General features: G+C 67.1%; 10 protein-coding genes and 1 tRNA gene. 5 read left to right on the top strand and 6 right to left on the bottom strand.

Going from position 1 to position 15,135, the window contains the following annotated elements:
• Positions 1-17 precede the first annotated feature (17 nt).
• The 4 genes from QE385_RS00190 to QE385_RS00175 all read right to left on the bottom strand — a co-directional run bounded on the left by QE385_RS00190 (position 18) and on the right by QE385_RS00175 (position 4,541).
• A complete protein-coding gene (locus tag QE385_RS00190; RefSeq protein ID WP_307097980.1) occupies positions 18-1,616 on the bottom strand; it encodes a histidine kinase famiy protein in 1,599 nt (532 codons plus the stop codon).
• A gap of 104 nt (positions 1,617-1,720) precedes the next feature.
• Positions 1,721-2,296 carry a DUF2497 domain-containing protein gene (locus QE385_RS00185; RefSeq protein WP_307097979.1) on the bottom strand — a complete coding sequence of 192 codons (576 nt, stop codon included), beginning with the start codon at positions 2,294-2,296 and terminating at the stop codon, positions 1,721-1,723.
• 52 nt (positions 2,297-2,348) lie between these two features.
• A complete protein-coding gene (locus QE385_RS00180; RefSeq protein ID WP_307097978.1) occupies positions 2,349-3,866 on the bottom strand; it encodes a TolC family outer membrane protein in 1,518 nt (505 codons plus the stop codon).
• Between the two features lie 6 nt (positions 3,867-3,872).
• Positions 3,873-4,541, bottom strand: coding sequence for a protein-L-isoaspartate O-methyltransferase (locus tag QE385_RS00175; RefSeq protein WP_307097977.1), 669 nt, complete (start codon positions 4,539-4,541; stop codon positions 3,873-3,875).
• A gap of 209 nt (positions 4,542-4,750) precedes the next feature.
• Between QE385_RS00175 and QE385_RS00170 the strand changes: the two genes are divergently transcribed.
• From QE385_RS00170 to QE385_RS00150, 5 genes are all read left to right on the top strand, one after another.
• Positions 4,751-4,824: transfer RNA gene (locus tag QE385_RS00170), tRNA-Cys, on the top strand.
• Positions 4,825-4,997: 173 nt separating this feature from the next.
• Positions 4,998-6,893, top strand: a complete 1,896-nt coding sequence (locus QE385_RS00165) for a M61 family metallopeptidase (protein WP_307097976.1) — start codon at positions 4,998-5,000, stop codon at positions 6,891-6,893.
• 129 nt (positions 6,894-7,022) lie between these two features.
• Positions 7,023-7,586: a PAS domain-containing protein gene (locus tag QE385_RS00160; protein WP_307097975.1), complete on the top strand. Its 564-nt coding sequence runs from the start codon at positions 7,023-7,025 to the stop codon at positions 7,584-7,586.
• Entirely contained in the window at positions 7,583-11,032 is a 3,450-nt protein-coding gene (locus tag QE385_RS00155; RefSeq protein WP_307097974.1) for a CheR family methyltransferase, read from the top strand. Before QE385_RS00160 ends, QE385_RS00155 begins: the two co-directional genes overlap by 4 nt.
• Positions 11,025-11,411: a response regulator gene (locus QE385_RS00150; protein WP_307097973.1), complete on the top strand. Its 387-nt coding sequence runs from the start codon at positions 11,025-11,027 to the stop codon at positions 11,409-11,411. The genes QE385_RS00155 and QE385_RS00150 overlap by 8 nt, the downstream gene beginning before the upstream one ends.
• 13 nt (positions 11,412-11,424) lie before the next feature.
• On the opposite strand, the gene QE385_RS00145 is transcribed toward QE385_RS00150, so the two are convergent.
• Positions 11,425-12,699 (bottom strand): TolC family outer membrane protein, encoded by a 1,275-nt coding sequence (locus tag QE385_RS00145; protein WP_307097972.1) that lies wholly within the window; start codon positions 12,697-12,699, stop codon positions 11,425-11,427.
• Positions 12,692-15,124 (bottom strand): ABC transporter permease, encoded by a 2,433-nt coding sequence (locus QE385_RS00140; protein ID WP_307097971.1) that lies wholly within the window; start codon positions 15,122-15,124, stop codon positions 12,692-12,694. The genes QE385_RS00145 and QE385_RS00140 overlap by 8 nt, the downstream gene beginning before the upstream one ends.
• Between the last annotated feature and the right edge of the window lie 11 nt (positions 15,125-15,135).

Raw genomic sequence — 15,135 nt, 5'->3', positions numbered from 1 at the left:
TGGGACGCCAGATGCTATCAGGTCCGCGCGCCAGGCCGGTCGAGCACCGCGCGGATCCGCTCGTTGAGTTCGGCGCGGCGATAAGGCTTGCGGATCAGCTCATAGGAGCGCGCGCCCTCGTCGATCGCCTCGTCGGCAAAGCCCGTGGTCAAGAGCACCGACAGGCGCGGATAATCGCGCCGCACCGCCTGCGCCAACGCCACCCCGTTCATCCCGCCAGGCATGAGGATATCGGTGAACAGTAGCGAAAAGTCGCTATCCTCGGCCAGATGGTCGAGCGCCTCGCGCGCGCTGCGGGTCAGGACCACGTCATAGCCCAGATCCTCGAGCATCGACTTGCCCAGATCGCCGACATCCTCCTGATCCTCGACCATCAGGACGCGTTCGATCCCGCCGCTGCGCGCGGGCTGGGTCGGCGAAGGCCGCCGCTCGGTCACGCCCGCCGCGCGCGGGAAATAGAGCGACAGCACCGCGCCGCCCTCCTCGCCCGCCTCCACCGAGGCCAGCCCACCCGACTGGCGCATGAAGCCATAGACCATCGCCAGGCCCAACCCGGCCCCCTTCCCCATCTCCTTGGTAGTGAAGAAGGGATCGAAGATCTTGTCGGCGATGGCCGGATCGATGCCGGGGCCATTGTCGCCGATGCGGACCATAACATATTCGCCGGGTTCCAGATTGGCCGGCCCCTCGGGCTGATCGGCGGACTGGATCATGTTGCGGGTGGACAGCATGATCTCGCCATGACCCTGGTTGCGCGCGATCGCCTCGCGCGCATTGGTCACGATATTGATCAGCGCCATTTCCGCCTGGACCGGATCGATCCGGCAATTCCAGAGATTTTCCTCCAGCTTCTGGCGGACCGCCAGCCCCTCGCCCGCTGTGCGGTTGATGATCGGCCGGAAATCCTCGATCAGCTGGTTGAAGTTGAGCAGCCGGTCGCGCAGCTCCTGCTTGCGGGCAAAGGCGAGCAACTGCTGGGTCAGCGTCGCGCCGCGTGCCGCCGCCGCCGCGATCGCCTCGACCGCGCGCCGCCCGCTGCGGTCGCCCTGATCGACGCGGGCCTCCAGAATATCGGCATATCCCAGAATGACTTGCAGCAAATTGTTGAAGTCATGCGCGATGCCGCCGGTCAACTTGCCGACCGCTTCCATCTTCTGCGCCTCGTGCAAGGCATCCTCGGCCTCACGACGGCGCGAGATGTCGAGTTGGCTGCTGAAGAAATAGACCAGCTCGCCCGCATCGTCATAGACCGGCGAGACGAACAGCGCGTTCCAGAAGGTCGAGCCGTTCTTGCGATAATTCAGCAGTTCGACCGCGATCTCATCGCGGCGTTCGACCGCCGCTCGGACCTGCGCCACCACGTCGCGGTCGGTTTCCGGCCCCTGCAGGAAACGACAATTGGTGCCGAGGATCTCATCCTCGGAGTAACCGGTCATGAAGCTGAAGGCTTCGTTGCAGAAGACGATCGGGTTGTCGGGCTGGCGCGGATCGGTGACGATCATCGGCATGCGCGTCGTCTTGACGGCCGCGAAGAAAATGTCCGACTGGCCCGTATGCGGCTGCCGCGCGTCCGAGATGGGTGGTGACGACACGAGCGAGCGCGGCGATTTTTCCATCTCGGGCGTCTCGTCTCTCGGGGCCATGCGCATCGAACCCGGTCAGGTCACGCGGGTTCCGCCCGCACAACGGCACGGGCGGAAATCGACGGGAATTGCGTGGCTCAGCGCCCTTCGCGGGTGATCCGGGCAATCTCACGCGCGACCATCGCCTCGACCATCTCGGGCAGGTTCGCGTCGAGCCAGTCGCGCAGCATCGGGCGCAACATGTCGCGGACCAGCCCCTCGAGGGTGCCGTCGCTGCTCGGTTCGGGCTTGACCATCATACGGCTGAGCGCCTCCAGGGAACCACGGCTGGCCTCCGCCGCGCGAGGGCTGACGATCGCTTCCTCACCGTCATCCGCCTCGATCCCGTTCTGTGCCGCCACGGGGGCTGCGGGTGCGGGAGCGGGGGCGACCGGCTCGGGCTTGGCCGCCGCCGGTTCGGGCGCGGGACGGGGGGCGAGTTCGGCGCGCAACGTCGATTCGGCGGCGCGCGCGGCGGCGGCCTCCACCTTCATGCGCAGCGGCATCGGGTCGCTGAGTTCGAGGACCTCGGGCGAATCCTCCTCGACGGCCGGTGACGGCACGGGGCGCGCAGGGCGACGCTGGCGCGTCGGGGCCTCCCCTTCTTCGGCGATGATGCGTTTGATCGAGGAGAGGATCTCCTCCATCGACGGTTCGGCGCTGATATCACCCATGACCGCAAACCCCATTTCAGCCCCCCAAGGCCCCCAAAGGCCGCAGCCGACCTTATTGCCGGCTTGGTGCCGATGCACCTGTGGTTAATGCGGGGCTTCTGTCAACAGGGGCGTTGACGTCGGGGTCGAGCGGACGGGTGATCACCGCCGTCTGCGCGGGCGTTCCGGCGGTGGTCGAGGCCACCGGCGCGGGCTCGCCATCGCCGCCCCAGTCGTTGATCTTGTTGCGCACCCGCTTGTAGTTGGCGACCGGGTCGTAGAGCGCCCCGCCGTCCAGCCCCAGGTCGCGCGCCTCGGCATTGCCCATCGCGGCGATCAGCGCGAAACCGGCGACATAGGCATCGCGGCGCGCGGTGACGAGCGTCACCTGGCTGTTCAGCAGTTCCTGCTCGGCATTCAGGATGTCGAGCACGGTGCGGGTACCCACGCTGTTCTCGGCGCGCACGCCCTCCAGCGACAGCGAGTTGGCGCGCACCGCCGATTCGGCCGACAGGATCACCTCCTGCGAGGATTGCCACACGGCATAGGCGGAGCGGACCTGCGCGACGACCTGCCGCTCGGTCGCGGTCGCATTCTCCAGCGCCTGCCCGCGCAGCGCCTCGGCCTGACGGACCTGCGCCGCCGGGCGGCCGCCCTGGAACAAAGGCATGGACAACTGCAGGCCGACCGTCGCGTTGACGCCCGAGGACGGCACGGTGGCGACGTTCAGCGAGCCCAGATAGTTGAAGTAGTTGCCGCTCGACACCGCCGACACGCGGGGCAGCCGGTTGGCGCGCGCGACGTCGATGTCATAGCGGGTGGCATCCGCGCTGCGACGCGCCGCGATCAGCTGCGGATTCTGGTCGAGCGCGATGCCGACCGCCGCATTGGGCGAGGCGGGCAGGCTGGGCAGCGCGGGCGGCTGTTCCAGCCCGACCGGCTCGACCCCGACGATGTTGATGTAATTCTCGCGGCTGGAGATCAGATTGGCCTGCGCCGATTGCAGCTGCGCGCGAGCCTGCGCCAGACGCGCCTCGGACTGGGCGACGTCGGTGCGGGTCAGGTCGCCGACCTGGAACCGGTCGCGCGAGGCGCGCAGGTTCGTTTCCAGCACATTGACGTTCCGGGTGTTGAGGTTGACGATCGCCTCGTCCCGGATGACGTTCATATAGGCGCCCACCACATTGGTGAACAGATTGGCCTCGACCCCGCGCAGCTGCGCCCGGCCCGCATCCACCCGCGTCTCGGCCGCGCGCACCGCATTCTTGACCGCCCCGCCCTGATAGAGCGGCACCGACAGCTGCACCGCGCCGGTCGCCGTCCGTTCGGGGTTCAGGAAGTTGTTGTTGGCGACCACGATATTGTCGGTGATCTGCCCGGTCGACTGGAGCGAGGGCAGTCCGCTGGCCCGTGCGATCGGGACATTCTCATCCGTCGCCCGCTGCGCCGCGCGCTGGCCGGTGATCGTCGGATTGCTTTGATACGCCCGTAGCATCGCCTCGCGCAACGTCTCCGCCGAAGCGGTGCTGCCGAGCAGCGCCGCCCCGATCAGGACACCAGAGGTCAGGCCAAGGTTAAGATACGGGCGCATAGACACTCAGAATTGGAAGGCGCGGGGACGGGCAAAGCCCGGCAGGATGGTGCATTCGGCATCCGCGAAGGGGCGCACGCCGTGGCCGCCCTCGGTCCGGCGACCGCTGGCCAGACGGGTGACGCCGTTTTCGACCAGGCCCGTGACGATGCGGCCATCGACCTTGACCTGCTCGACCAGGGCGGCGGGCAGTTCCTCGACCGCGCCGTCGACGATCAGCACGTCATAGGGCGCACCGGCGGCATGACCGGCCTTGAGCGATCCCTCGACCAGCGTGACCTTGCCCTGCCCGGCCAGCGCGGTGCGCGCGGCGGCGACCAGATCACCCTGTTCCTCGACCGCGACCACCTCGGCCACGATCTCGGCCAGCAGCGTGGCGGTATAGCCGGTCGCCGCGCCGATCAGCAGCACGCGGTCGCCCGCCTCCAGATAGGCCTCGGTCAGCAGGCGGCCGGTCGCCATCGGCAGGTTGATCGCGCGCCCCTGGCCCAGATCGAGCGTCCCGTCACGGTAAGCCACCGCGCGAAGCGCCTCGGGCACGAAGGTTTCGCGCGGCACGCGGGCCATCGCGGCGACGACGCGCTGGTCGCTGACCGCCGTGGTGCGCAGCTGGCTCACCACCATCGCGTGGCGCATCGCGTCGAAATTCGAGGAATCATTGCTGATCGTCATCATGGCCCATCCCTGTCGCACAACCGTTTTAGCCGTGCAATACACTAAATCAATCCTGCCGCTTCTATCGCGCGGGCCCGCCCTCGCCAAGCGGAGTACGCGATCAAGCGGGGTCATGACCTAGCGGGTTTTGCCAAGAATGCGACATTTGGATGAATGAGCGGTTGACGCCGCCCCAAAAGCTGCGCAAAGGGCGCGCCTCACCGCATCGAGGCGCGATGGCGGAGTGGTGACGCAGAGGACTGCAAATCCTTGCACCCGGGTTCGATTCCCGGTCGCGCCTCCAGTTTCCCCCGGAAATGGACGAATGATGCGGGCGGGCGACGATGCCTGCCCCGGACGGGGATATGCCGCCCCCCCCGCCCTGCCCCTCGCTCGCCATGCCGGTTCGGAAAAGCGATGGACCCCGTCGCCCCGCAGCGCCTAGATCGGGTTTCTCGACGCTTTGCAGGGGGATATATGCGCAACGTAACGATGGCCGCGACGATCGCGCTGGCGCTGGGCGGACTGTCACCCGCCACGGCCTGGGCACGCGACACGGCTGCGACGACCGCGACGCGCGCGCCGGTCGACTATGACATTGCCTTCCCCCATCCCGAGCATCACGAGGCGCAGGTCAGCGTCACTTATCGCGGTCTGGACAGCGCCCCCGTCCGCTTCCAGATGGCGCGCTCCTCGCCCGGCCGCTACGCGCTCCACGAATTCGCCAAGAACGTCTATGCGGTATCCGCCACCGACGGCGCGGGCCGCCCGCTGAGCGTGACGCGCACCGATCCCTATGGCTGGACGGTGGCGGGGCATGACGGGACGGTCACGGTCCGCTACACGCTGTTCGGCGATCGCGGCGACGGCACCTATGCGCAGATCGACCCGACCCATGCCCGGCTGAACATCCCCGCAACCTTCCTCTGGGCGACCGGACAGGACGACCGCCCGATCCGAGTCCGCTTCCACCCCCGGCCCGACTGGAAGATCGCGACCCAGCTCGCCCCGACCGACGATCCGGCCGTCTTCACCGCGCGCGACCTGCAATATTTCATGGACAGCCCGGTCGAGCTGTCCGCGCATGACGTGCGCAGCTGGACGGTGGCGGACGGAGCCAAGCGCTATACCATCCGGCTGACCGTGCATCACGACGGCAGCGCCGCCGATGTCGACCGCTTCGCCGCAATGGCCAAGAAGGTCGTCGCGCAGCAGATCGCGATCTTCGGCGCGCCGCCGCCCTTCGACTATGGCAGCTATACCTTCCTGGCCGACTATATGCCGCAGATCAGCGGCGACGGGATGGAGCATCGCAACTCGACCGTCATCAGCATGCCCCGCTCCCTGGCGGCCGCGAATTTCCAGCAGATCCAGACGCTCAGTCACGAATTCTTCCACGCCTGGAATGTCGAGCGCATCCGCCCCGCCGAACTGGAGCCGTTCGACTTCACCCGCGCCAACGCCACGCCGTCGCTCTGGCTGGCGGAGGGCTTCACCCAATATTACGGCCCGCTGGCGGTGCTGCGCGCGGGCGAGATGCCGCTGGCGGATTATATCCGGCAATTGTCGGGAACGCTGAACGGCCTGCTCAACACCCCCGCGCGCCGCTATGGCGGACCGCAGGAGATGAGCCTGCGCGCGCCCTTCGTCGATGCGGCGCAGTCGATCGACCCGACCAATCCCAATATCTTCGTTTCCTATTACCCCTACGGCGCGGTCATCGCGCTCGCGCTCGACCTGGAACTGCGCCAGGCCTTTCCGCGGCTGACGCTGGACGATTACATGCGCCAGCTCTGGCGGAACCACGGCCGGAACGAGCGTCCCTATCGCCCCGACGATCTCCGCCGGGCGCTGGCGCAGGTGACCGGCGACCAGGGATTTGCCGACCGCTTCTTCGCGCGCAGCGTGACGGCCAGCGGGCTGCCCGACTTCGCGCCGCTTCTGGCGCAGGCCGGACTGACCCTGCGCCCGGCCCATGCCGACGCCGCCTGGGCGGGCGCGACGCCGGTCGCGGGGGAAGACGGCCTGACCCTGGCCAGCGCCACCGCGCCGGGCACGCCGCTGTATGATGCTGGACTCGACAAGGGCGACCGGATCGTCAGCCTCGACGGCAAGCCGCTGGCCGATGCCGGGACATGGACCGCCCTGCTCGCCGCCCATGCGCCGGGCGACCGCCTGCCCATCGTCTATCGCCAGCGCGGCGCCGAGCGCCGCGCCATGCTGACGCTCGGCGCCGATCCCACGATGCAGATCGTGCCCGACGAGACGCTCGGCCGAACCCTGACGCCCGCGCAAGTCCGGTTCCGTCGATCCTGGCTGGGCGAGACGTCGGTCGGCACGACCCCCGCATCACTCGCCAAGACAACGGGATGATGTCGTTTCGGATCGGGAACGGATTTCCGATCCGGGAAGTTTATCCATGTGTCTTTTTTCGGGGCCAGCCGCGTTCACGGTCCTTGCGATGGGGCAGGCGCCATGCGAATGCGCGTTAGGGAGCCAGTTTTGCTGCACAATCTCGACATTCCGACCCAACTGGCCGCGTATCTGGACCAGTCCCCGATTGCCCTGGCACTGGCCGATGCGCGCGACGACAATCCGTTGATCTTCATCAATCACGGGTTTCGCGAACTGACCGGCTATACCAGCGAAGAGGTGATCGGCGAGAATTGCCGGATGCTGCAACGCCATGCCGACAATCGCGAGGCGCGCGACCGGATCCGCGAATTTCTGGCCAATGATCGTCAGGTCAATGTCCGCACGACGCTGATCAACTTCCGCAAGGACGGCTCGCCCTTCGTCAACCTTCTGTACATGTCGAAGCTGCGCCAATTGGGCGGCGACATGCCCTATATCTTCGCCTCGCAATTCGACATCAGCCGTTCGCATCCCGACCGGCTGTCCGCCTATGACGCCGAGCTGGGACGCACGCTGGGACGGCTGACCCCGATCCTGGCGGAAAGCGGCATGGTCCTGGAGGGATCGCTGACCGCGATCGCCAACACCGCAGCGACCATCGCCCAGGCCAAGCTGACGCTTTCGGACCTCGACCGAGCGCCCTTTCCGTGAGTGCGGGGCAGCCCGCCGCCGGGGATCACGACATGCCGGATCATGACAGCCTGAGCGTGCCGGTGGTCGGCATCGGCGCCTCGGCGGGCGGGCTTGAGGCGCTTCGCGAGATGCTGACCCCGGCGCGCGCGCCGACCGGCATGGCCTTTGTCGTCGTCCAGCATCTCGACCCCAATCATGAGAGCATGCTGGCGCAACTGCTCGACCGGCACACCAATCTGGCGGTGCGTCAGTGCGAGGGGTTGGAGCGGATCGAGCCCGATCACGTCTATATCATTCCGCCCGGCCGGGGGCTGGCGATACGCGGCGGCGTGCTGGAGTTGACCGACTTCATCCAGCCGCGCGGGCTGCGCCGCCCCATCGACGATTTCTTCCTGTCGCTGGCCAGCGACCAGCAGGCCAATGCCGCCTGCGTCATCCTGTCGGGCACCGGCGCGGACGGCACGACCGGGCTGCGCGCGATCAAGGAAAATGGCGGGGTCAGCGTCGTCCAGAAACCCGAAAGCGCCCGCTATGACGGCATGCCGCTTTCGGCGGTCGGCACCGGCTTGGTCGATTTCGTGAAGCCCGCAGGCGAGATACTGGATTGTCTCCACGCCTTTTTCGCGCGCCGTTCGGGCGACCCCAAGGAGGAAGAGGCCGAGGTCGTCGCCGATCATATCGACGATCTGTGCCGGGTGCTGCGCAACGCCATCGGCCACGATTTTTCGGGCTATAAGCGCACCACGCTGGTCCGCCGGGTCGAGCGGCGGATGCACGTTCTGGGCATCGCGACGGGCTCGGCCTATCTGGCGCGGGTCAAGAAGGATGCCGACGAGTGCGAGGCGCTGTTCCGCGACCTGCTGATCAACGTCACGCGCTTCTTCCGCGATGCCGAGCTGTTCGACACGCTGAAGGCCAAGGCGATCCTGCCGCTGACCCGCGCGCGCGATCCGGACGAAGATATCCGCATCTGGATTCCCGGCTGCTCCAGCGGCGAGGAAGCCTATAGCATCGCGATACTCTTCGCCGAGGCCGCGCGCGAAAGCGGACAGCCGCTGGCGGTGCAGATCTTCGCGACCGACATTGACGAGCAGATGCTCCAGATCGCGCGCGAGGGCAGCTATCCCGCCGCCGCGCTGGCCGACATTCCGGCGGCGCTGCGCGAACGCTACACGATGCCGCATGCCGAGCGGTTCACGATCAGCGCGCAGATCCGCGACATGATCCGCTTCTCCAACCACAGCCTGGTCAAGGACCCGCCCTTTTCGCGGATCGACCTGGTGTCGTGCCGCAACCTGCTGATCTATTTCGACGATCGGTTGCAGCAATCGGTGTTGCCGCTGCTGCATTATGCGCTGCGGCCGGGCGGCTATCTGTTCCTGGGTCCGTCCGAGAGCGTCGGGCGGTTCGACCATCTCTTCCCCGCGATCGACGGCCATGCCCGCCTGTTCGAACGCTCGCCGGGCTCCCCCTCCTATCCGATCGACCTGCCCGGCGGGACGAGCCGCAGCATCCGGCGGCGCGGCGAGCGCGGAGAGCGGGACCATGGCGCGCCGATGGGCGAGGAAAGCCTGGCGGCCCGCCGCATCGTCGATCGCTATGCCCCGCCCAGCATGGTGGTGGATCAGGACGGCGGCATCCTGGCCGCGTTCGGCAAGCTCAGCCGCTATTTCAACTTCCCCGTCACCCGCGCGGGCGGATCGAGCGCGGTGACGCTGGCGCGTACCGGCCTGCGCGAAGTGATCGGCCCGATGCTCCGCCAGGCGCGCGACGCCCGCAAGCGGATCGCCGCGCGCGACGTCGCGGTGACGACCGAATATGGCGTCCAGAAGGTCGAGGTGATCTGCGATCCGCTGACCGACGGATCGCTGCTGTTCCTGTTCCGTGATACCGAGCCGTTCAGCCCGATCGAGGCGAGCGACCTGGCCGATCTGGAACCCGGCGACGATCATATCGAGGCGCTGGAGGAGGAACTCCGCCTGACCCGCCACCGCCTGCGCTCGACGGTCGAGGAACTGGAGACGGCGAATGAGGAGCTGAAAAGCTCCAACGAAGAAATGATGTCGATGAACGAGGAGCTTCAATCGACCAACGAGGAATTGTCGACCGTCAATGACGAGCTGAAGACCAAGGTCGACCAGCTGACCATCGCCAATTCCGACCTGCGCAATTTCTTCGAATCGACCGACCTGGCGGTGGTGGTGCTCGACCGGCACCTGCGCGTGCGCAGCTATACCGAGGCGGCGCGCTCGATCTTCCCGCTGCAACCCAGTGACCGGGGGCGCCTGCTGGCCGATGTGTCGACCCGGCTGAGCAACACCGACTATCTCGACGGCGCGGCATCGGTCGCGGCGGGCGGATCCCCGTCGCAGCAGCGCGTTACCACCCGCGACGGCGCGCGAACGCTGTCGCTGCGCATCCTGCCCTATCGCACCCAGTCGGACGGGATCGAGGGGGCGACGCTGGTCCTGACCGACATCACCGAGGCGCTCGGCATGGAACGCGCGCTGGCCGCCGAGCGCGAGCGGCTGGACCTGGCGATCAAGGCGGGCGGCATCGGCGTCTGGGAATATCGCGGCGACACCGGCGAGACCTTTCTGGACGACACCGGCCGGGCGCTGTTCGGCCTGGGCGCGGAGGATGACGGGGCCCGGATGGGCCGCTGGCTGGAGCGGATCGTGCCTGAGGATCGCGCCGGGGTCGAACTGGGCATGGCCGAGGCGATGGCCGGGAACGGCGATTTCGAGATGACCTTCCGCCTCGACATCGACGGCACCCAGCGCTGGATCAAGGGCTTCGGCCGCCGCGTCACCACCAGTCCGCCGCACCGCATGGTCGGCGTGTCGATCGACGTGACCGCCGAATATGCCATCGCCGAGACGCGCGAGCTGATGCTGCGCGAGATGAACCACCGGGTGAAGAACCTGTTCGCGATCATCTCGGGGATCGTGTCGGCGGCGGCGCGTTCGCATGAGGATGTCACCGAGCTGGCCGACGATGTCCGCGAGCGCATCGCGACGCTGGGCCGCGCGCATTCGCTGGCCTCGCCCGCGGGCGAGCAGCAGGCGATCGAGCTGCGCGCCTTGGTGGAGGCGACGATCGCGCCCTATAGCGGCCAGTCGAAGATCGCCATCGACGGCCCGCGCCTGCTGGTCGACCGCCGTTGCCTGTCGCCGCTGGCGCTGATTCTGCACGAATGGGCGACCAACTCGGTCAAATATGGCGCGCTGGCGCATCGGCTGGGCGAGTTGTCCATCCATTGGACGCTGGCCGGGGGCACGCTGTCCATCGAATGGGTCGAAACCGGCGGTTCGCCGACCGACAGCGACGCGGCGCACGGTTTCGGGACACTTCTCGTCCAGACTTCCTCACGACAATTGGGTGCGCGGCTGGAGCGGAATTACGCCGATGGGCGTTTCATTCTTAACTTAGCTCTACCCGAAACGGTCCTCGCGCATGACTAAAACGATTTTGCTGGTCGAAGACGAATTTTTCGTAGCTCTGGACATCCAGAATATCATCGAAGATGGCGGCTATGAGGTCGACGGCCCTTATGTCAGCGTGGAAGAGGTTCTGGCGCATCTCGACGGCGATCGTCCCGACCTGGCCTGCGCGATCCTGGACGTCCGGCTGCGCGACGGAGAGGTCTTTCCGGCGGCGGAGCGGCTGCGCGAGGCGGGCGTGCCGTTGATCTTCCACTCGGGCCATGCCGACGAGCAGGCGCTGCAAAATCGCTATCCGGGCTCGGCGGTGTGCGGCAAGCCCTGCTCGCCCTCGCTGCTCCGCCGCACCCTGTCGATGGCGGTATCGGGCCCCAGCGAAGGCGACCGCGAAGCCAGTTGAGGCGGGTTCGCACTCAGTCGAACGCGCCCCGCCCCATCCGCCCGGTCGCGCGCAGCAGCGCGGCCTGCGCCGTCAGCACATCGACCTTCGCCCGCGCCACCGCCAGCTGCGCCGAGCGATAGCTCTGGTCGGCGACCAGAATGTCGATGGTCGATCGGAGCCCGAACCCATATTCTGCACGCACGCCCTTCAGCGCGAGGTCGGCGGCGGCCAACCCCTCGACACTGGCCTTCAGCCGTCCCTCGGCCGCGATCAGCGAAGCCCAGGCGGTATCCGCGCTCCGGACCGCATTGCGCGCCGCCGTCTCGACATCGAAACGCTCCGCCCGCCGCACGGCCTCCGCCTGCCGGACATGCGAGGCGACCAGCCCCCCGGTCAGCAGCGGCACCCGCAGGCCCAGCCCCGCGCTCGCGGCGCTGTCGAAGCCGGTCCAGCGGCCGCCCGCCACCTGCACCCCGCGCCCGTAATTTCCGGTCAGATCGAGCGCGGGCGCGCGTTCGGCGCGGGCCTGATCGACCCGCGCCGACGCCGCCTCCACCCGCTGTCGCTGTGCCAGCAGCAGCGGGTTGGCCGCCTCCGCCGCGCCGCGCGCATCGGCCAGGGTGCGGGGCAAGGCCGTGGGCGGCGCGATGGTCGCATCGAGCGCCCCCGCGTCGCGCCCCACGACCGCACGATAGCTCGCCGCCGCCGTCGCCGCCGCCCCTTCGGCATCGACGAGGTTGGAGACGACGCTGGCCCGCTGCGCCTCCAACTGGGCGATGTCGGTGCGCGTCGCCTGCCCCAGGCCATAGCGCGAGCGGGCCTCCGCCACCTGCCGGTCGAGCCGCTCGATCCCGACCCGCGCGATCTCCACCGCCTGTTGCGTATAGAGCAGGTCGGCATAGGCGCCGACGACACGCTCGAGCACATCGGCCTCGACATCGCGCAGCGCCTCGCCCCCCGCCGCGACATCGCCGTCCGCCGCACGCACCGCCGCGCGCACCCGTCCGCCGGTCCAGATCGGCAGGGTCGCCGTCACCGCGCCGGTCCCGCTCGACGCGCCCGAACGCCTGCCCGTATCGTCATAGCCCAACCGGTCATAACCCGCGCCGCCCGTCGCGGCTGCGGTCAGCCGCCCGGCCGCGCGCGCCTGGTTGGGCGTCTCGGCCAGCGCCTCCTGCCGGGCGCGCGCGGCGGCGAGTTGGGGATTGCCGTCCCATGCCGCAGCAATGGCATCGCGCAGGGTTTCACCCGACGCGGGCACCGCCAGGGCCAGCGCCGCCCCCGTCAGAAGCCACCGCTTAGTCATGACGCAGCGCCCAGGCCGGTGCCGCCCGGCTGGCCCGCAGCGACTGACCCAGCACGGTCAGCACCGCGATAGTCAGCGCCAGTGCGGTGGCGGCGAGGAAATAGAGCGGCGATAGGCTGATGCGATCCTCGAACCCAGCCAGCCATGTCCGCATCGCGACATAGGCGAGCGGCCAGGCGAGGAGATTGGCCAGGATGACGGGCCGCAGGAACTGCCCGACCAGCAGCTTCACGATCGCCGCCGACGATGCGCCAAGCGTCTTGCGGATCCCGATCTCCTTCACCCGCCGCTGGGTGTTGAACGAGGCCAGGCCCCAGAGACCGACGCAGCCGATCAGGACGGCGAGACTGGCACCGATGCCGAACAGACGGGTCGCCCGGTCGTCGGCCTCATAGAAGTCGGCAAGGCGGTCGTCGGCGGTCTTGGCATCGAATGGCACCTGCGGCACCATAAGCTGCCATAGGTCCCGCAGCCGCTTGAGCGTGACTCGTGGGTCGCCAGCCACACGAATAGTCACGACCGAGGTGCCGATGGTTTCCGCCGGTCGGCGCGTATAGACATAATAAGTTGCGGCTAAAGGATTACGGGGACTATCGAAACGCAAATCCTCGACCACGCCGATGATCGTGCGTGGACGGTCGCCCCCGAGCGTCTTACCAATCGCCTCCTGTGGCGTCCGAAAGCGCAACGGGGTCAGCGCGCGGCGATTGATGACGATGTTCGCACCATCCGCCGCTTTCCGGCCCGTTATGTCGTCGGCACCATGCGCATCGTCGAACCAGCGTCCCGCGAGCAAACGCGCACCATGGGTCTCGAAGAAACGCGGAGATACCATGACCCACGACAGCGATGGTCCTGGACCGACGACGCCGGGCAGGGGCACATTGGTGTTGTTGCTTTCTCCACTGCCGCCGATCGCAGCGTTGGCGATGGTCGCGTCCTTGACCTGCGGCAAGGCGCGGATGGCGGTGAGGATCGTACTCTTGCGGTCGTCGGGCACAGCCGAGTCCGCCATAGCGGGCAACACCAGCAGAGAAGTCCGCTCGAACCCCAGATCGGTCAGGCGGACATGCCGGGTCTGTGCGACCAATATTGCCGTCCCGATCATGAAGGCGATTGCCAGGCCGAACTGTCCAATTACCAACAGTTCGCGAGTGCGCGTCCCCGCGCGCCCGCCGCCGGGTGAGCGGGCAGAAGCCAATACGGCGGCAGCGGGAAAGCGCGACAGCAGGATTGCGGGATACACACCGGCCAGAAGCCCTACGATCACTGTCAGGAGCGCGAGCCCTGGGACCACCGTGCCATAAGGAATGGTCAGCGCGAGACCGCCTGCCGCGTTAATGATCGGCAGTCCCAGTTCCGCCAGGATCAATCCGCACAGCGCAGCAATAGCAACTGTCAACACTGCTTCGCCGAGGAATTGGCGGATCAAGACGCCCCGATCGGCACCCAAAACCTTGCGCATAGCCACTTCGCGGGCGCGGAGACCAGCTCGGGCGGTGGCAAGGTTCACATAATTAATGACAGCGATCAGCAGGGTCAGAACCCCGACCAGCCCTAATGTCACGATAGTCATCTTCGCATTGCTACTATCCTGCCCCTGTGGCTCGAGGTGCAGGTCAGCGAGCGGCAGCAATTGAAGATGCTGGACATCCGATGGTTTGCCACCGGGATCGGCCAGCTCCTTGCCACGCCGGTCGACGAAGGCGTTCAGCTTGCCTTCGAACGCGCGCGCGGCGGCGGGCGTGTCGAAGCGCAGGACGGTCCGAAGCGACGAACTGCCCCAATGATACCAGTATTGGTTGGCCATCTCACGCGTGAGAGGCATCAGCACCGATAGCTTGAAATCCGTATTCTTGGGCAAATCGCGGAACACCGCGCTGACACGATAGGTACGAACCTTGTCCATCGACACGACCAAGGTCTTTCCGATGGGGTTACGATCTCCGAAATATGTGCGTGCGGTTGTCTCATCGATCGCGACATTTCCCGGCTGCGCCAAGGCGCTCGCACGATCGCCTGCGACAAGCGGCAAAGGAACTACTTGAAAGAAGTTGGAGTCGACCTGTGCGGAATTCACGGTCGTCGCGCGGCCTTTGGCAAGGATCGTGCCGCCACGATCGCCACCGTTGATACGCGCACCGATCACGCCGGGAAAGTCCTCGCGCATCTGGTCGATCAACCCACCCATAGTCCATGCGTAGGTACCGTTTGCAGGACTGTCCTGCATGGTCCACACCGTCTGCACGACATAAACCTTGTCATAATCCGGCAGCCATTTCTCATACCCCGTCTCGAACCGGACATAGAGGCCCAGCACCAGGAACACGGCGATACCCACCGCCAGCCCCCCGATGTTGAGCGCGGCGTAAAGCTTGTGGCGCACAAGCGAGCGATAGAGCGAGAGAAGTGCGTAGCGGTTCATGATGACTGCCC

The sequence above is a fragment of the Sphingomonas sp. SORGH_AS_0950 genome, assembly GCF_030818415.1.
Classification (GTDB): domain Bacteria; phylum Pseudomonadota; class Alphaproteobacteria; order Sphingomonadales; family Sphingomonadaceae; genus Sphingomonas.
The sequence above is the reverse complement of the archived record's forward strand: the minus strand, read 5'-3'. Positions and strand labels throughout refer to the sequence as shown.